This is a genomic window from Paucibacter hankyongi, assembly GCF_037482915.1.
GTDB classification, from domain to species: domain Bacteria; phylum Pseudomonadota; class Gammaproteobacteria; order Burkholderiales; family Burkholderiaceae_C; genus Paucibacter_A; species Paucibacter_A hankyongi.
This window is the reverse complement of sequence record NZ_JBBHJX010000033.1, coordinates 1-4155: the sequence shown is the minus strand read 5'-3', so window position 1 is coordinate 4155 and position 4155 is coordinate 1. Positions and strand designations below refer to the sequence as shown.

The following is a 4155-nucleotide window of genomic DNA, read 5'->3' as shown; positions in this document are numbered from 1 at the left end:
GCGAAGGAATTCGAGTGGAGGTGAATCCACTTCTCAGGAGTCAGGATTTCCAAGCCGACCTTGGCCGCGCGCTTGGCCAAGGCCAACACGGCTCGGTCCCGCGAAATCAGCCAACGCGAGCCCGAGGCCAGAGCCAGATCGATGAACATCTGATCGTCCTTGTCGCGGCAAACCAAACGCACCGCAGGAGGCGGGACTGAGGTCACGATCTGGCAGTGCTGCTCGAACATGCGCACGATGTAATCCAGGTCAGGGCCGTAGCTGCTCGCGATGCCACGACCCAGGACGTGCAGCATTTCCTCCCGCATGTTCATCAGCCCGAGCCAGCGCAGAGCCCCTGACTCCACCCGTTCCACGATCGGATCCACCGCAGGGTTTTTGAACACCAGCCAGTCCATCACGACCTGGGTGTCAATGACCGTCGTGATGCCGCCTTCGCAACTTGGGCTTCCTGCGACAGATCGTTCTTCAAGCATGGTCACGTAGGGGTGTGTGAGGCGGTCAAGGGCAGAGCGAGCAACCCTCCCGACGTGGCTTTTCAGGCATAAAAATGCCAGATGTAGCGTACCGCAAGGGCCTCGGAGAGGGCTGGGCTTGTATCTTAATAGCGATCTGGTCTACAATCGCAGGCTCTTCGGCAGGCCTTGCTGCGCATTTTGCGTGGCCGAATCACCTTGTTGCGAGTGACTTCAAGGATTTTGAGGCCGGCGCGACACCGTTATTTCAAGGTTTGCGCTCATTCTGAGCGACTCTGCCGAAGCGTGTGACTTCAAACGGGAACAAGTTACCTATGCCAACCATCAATCAGCTCGTGCGCCACGGCCGTCAGGCCGAGGTCACGAAATCCAAGTCGCCGGCAATGCAGAATTGCCCGCAGCGCCGCGGCGTTTGCACCCGCGTCTACACCACGACTCCTAAGAAGCCTAACTCCGCTTTGCGTAAGGTTGCTAAGGTTCGTTTGACCAATGGTTTCGAGGTCATCTCGTACATTGGCGGTGAAGGCCATAATCTGCAAGAGCACAGCGTTGTGCTCGTGCGCGGCGGTCGTGTCAAGGACTTGCCAGGTGTGCGTTACCACATTGTGCGCGGTTCGCTGGACTTGCAAGGCGTGAAAGACCGCAAGCAGTCGCGTTCCAAGTACGGCGCCAAGCGTCCGAAGAAGTAATCAAAGAGTCACCCGGTTCCGGCATCATGCGGGCGCCAGGCGTTTTTGCGGTTTCGATGTCATCCATTAAGGATGCAGCAAACCGAGTAAGTGGATGGTCCCAGATGTCGGTGATCGTCCAACGGTGCAGGGCATATGCCCGTACCAACTGAAGCATAAGGAAGAATCCCATGCCACGTCGTCGCGAAGTACCCAAGCGCGAGATCCTGCCTGATCCAAAATTCGGCAATGTTGATCTGTCCAAGTTCATGAACGTCATCATGGAATCGGGCAAGAAGGCTGTTGCAGAGCGCATCATTTACGGTGCCCTGGAACAAGTCGAAAAGAAGGTCGGCAAGGACCCAATGGAAGTGTTCTTGGTCGCGTTGAACAACGTCAAACCAATGGTCGAAGTGAAGTCACGCCGCGTTGGCGGTGCGAACTACCAAGTTCCCGTGGAAGTTCGCCCTGTCCGCCGGATGGCTCTGGCCATGCGTTGGTTGAAAGAATCGGCTCGCAAGCGTGGTGAGAAGTCCATGTCTCAGCGTCTGGCCAATGAACTGCTGGAAGCGGCCGAAGGCCGTGGCGGCGCCATGAAGAAGCGTGACGAAGTTCACCGCATGGCCGAAGCCAACAAGGCGTTCTCGCACTTCCGCTTCTAAACTACTTCGACTCAGCCGCCTCGGGTTTCTACTGACCCGCTGGCGGCTCCTGCCTTTCTGGAGTGACATCATGGCACGCAAGACCCCCATCGAGCGCTACCGCAATATCGGTATCTCGGCGCACATCGACGCTGGCAAGACCACGACGACCGAGCGTATCCTCTATTACACCGGTGTGAACCACAAGATCGGTGAAGTGCATGATGGCGCCGCCACCATGGACTGGATGGAGCAAGAGCAAGAGCGCGGCATCACGATTACCTCGGCTGCCACGACCTGCTTCTGGAAGGGCATGGACGCTTCGCGCCCCGAGCACCGCATCAACATCATTGACACCCCCGGACACGTTGACTTCACCATTGAAGTTGAGCGTTCGATGCGTGTGTTGGATGGCGCCTGTATGGTTTACTGTGCAGTGGGCGGCGTGCAGCCTCAGTCGGAAACTGTTTGGCGTCAGGCCAACAAGTACAAAGTGCCACGTCTGGCCTTTGTGAACAAGATGGACCGTACCGGTGCGAACTTCTACAAGGTCGTGGACCAGATGAAGGCTCGCCTGAAGGCGAACCCGGTTCCCGTCGTGTTGCCGATCGGCGCCGAAGAAAACTTCAAGGGCGTGATCGACTTGATGGTCATGAAGGCCATCTACTGGGATGAAGCCTCCCAGGGTATGAAGTTCGACTACCGTGAGATCCCTGCTGAATTGCAGGCTGAAGCTCAAAAGTGGCGCGACAACCTGGTTGAAGCCGCCGCCGAGTCGAACGAAGAAATGATGAACAAGTACCTGGAAACCGGCGAGCTGAGCGAAGCCGAGATCCTGGAGGGCATCCGTGCCCGTACCTTGGCTGCTGAAATCCAGCCGATGTTCTGCGGTACCGCGTTCAAGAACAAGGGTGTGCAGCGCATGCTGGACGGCGTGCTGGACTTCATGCCTTCGCCGATTGACGTGCCGCCTGTGCCGGGTACCGACGAGAACGATGCGCCTGACAGCCGTGAAGCGTCGGACAGCGCCAAGTTCTCGGCTCTGGCCTTCAAGCTGATGACTGACCCCTATGTTGGCCAGCTGACTTTCGTGCGCGTCTATTCCGGCGTGTTGAAGTCGGGTGACTCGGTCTACAACCCGATTCGCGGCAAGAAGGAACGTATCGGTCGTATTCTGCAGATGCACGCCAACCAGCGTGAAGAAATCTCGGAAATTCTGGCCGGTGACATCGCTGCTTGCGTGGGCTTGAAGGACGTGACCACCGGCGAAACGCTGTGCGATCCTGATTCGATCATCACCTTGGAAAAGATGGTGTTCCCTGAGCCGGTGATTTCGCAGGCTGTGGAACCCAAGACCAAGGCTGACCAGGAAAAGATGGGTATCGCCCTGGGCCGTTTGGCCAAGGAAGACCCTTCATTCCGCCTGCGTACCGACGAAGAATCGGGCCAGACCATCATTTCCGGCATGGGTGAGTTGCACCTGGAAATTATTGTCGACCGCATGAAGCGTGAGTTTGGTGTGGAAGCCAACGTCGGCAAGCCGCAAGTGGCTTACCGCGAAACCATCCGCAAGACCGCAACCGATGTCGAAGGCAAGTTCGTTCGTCAGTCCGGTGGTAAGGGTCAATACGGCCACGTGGTGCTGACCGTTGAGCCGCAAGAAGCCGGTAAGGGCTTTGAGTTCGTCGACGCGATCAAGGGCGGTGTGGTTCCTCGTGAATTCATCCCTGCGGTTGAAAAGGGCGTCATCGACAGCCTGCCGAACGGCGTGCTGGCCGGCTTCCCGGTCGTGGACGTGAAGGTCACGCTGACTTTCGGTTCCTACCACGAAGTGGACTCGAACGAAAACGCCTTCAAGATGGCCGCTTCGATGGGCTTCAAGGAAGGTTGCCGCAAGGCTTCGCCGGTGATCCTGGAGCCGATGATGGCTGTGGAAGTCGAAACGCCTGAAGACTACGCCGGTAACGTGATGGGCGACCTGTCCAGCCGTCGCGGTATGGTTCAAGGTATGGACGACATGGTCGGTGGCGGTAAGGTCATCAAGGCCGAAGTTCCGCTGTCGGAAATGTTCGGCTACTCGACGACCCTGCGTTCCGCAACGCAAGGCCGCGCGACGTACACCATGGAGTTCAAGCACTACAGCGAAGCTCCGAAGAACGTGGCCGACGCCATCATTACCGCTCGCGGTAAGTAAGTCCTTTGAAGCGCTGGGCTCGAATCGAAGCCCGGCGCTTTTCCCCATTTGAGATCGTCTTCGTCAACGTCTACCCGGTTGCCAGTCGCCGGGATCTAAAGACTTGATGGAAACGCTAAACCCTCAGACTGGCAATCTGTTCTTTTTGGAGCAATACCATGGCAAAGAGTAAATTC

The 4155-nt window shown here is 57.4% G+C and carries 4 protein-coding genes; 3 read left to right on the top strand and 1 reads right to left on the bottom strand.

Going from position 1 to position 4155, the window contains the following annotated elements; all coding sequences use genetic code 11:
• A partial coding sequence (locus WG899_RS22230; protein ID WP_339597818.1) for a PIN domain-containing protein occupies positions 1-476 on the bottom strand: 476 nt, incomplete at its 3' end.
• 314 nt (positions 477-790) lie between these two features.
• On the opposite strand from WG899_RS22230, the gene rpsL reads away from it, so the two are divergent.
• From rpsL to fusA, 3 genes are all read left to right on the top strand, one after another.
• Positions 791-1165, top strand: coding sequence for a 30S ribosomal protein S12 (rpsL, locus tag WG899_RS22225; protein ID WP_102766011.1), 375 nt, complete (start codon positions 791-793; stop codon positions 1163-1165).
• 170 nt (positions 1166-1335) lie between these two features.
• The gene (gene rpsG, locus WG899_RS22220; protein ID WP_263539068.1) at positions 1336-1806 is read left to right on the top strand and encodes a 30S ribosomal protein S7; all 471 of its coding nucleotides are present in this window, start codon (positions 1336-1338) and stop codon (positions 1804-1806) included.
• 70 nt (positions 1807-1876) lie between these two features.
• Positions 1877-3979: an elongation factor G gene (gene fusA, locus WG899_RS22215; RefSeq protein WP_339597817.1), complete on the top strand. Its 2103-nt coding sequence runs from the start codon at positions 1877-1879 to the stop codon at positions 3977-3979.
• The last annotated feature ends 176 nt before the right edge of the window (positions 3980-4155 follow it).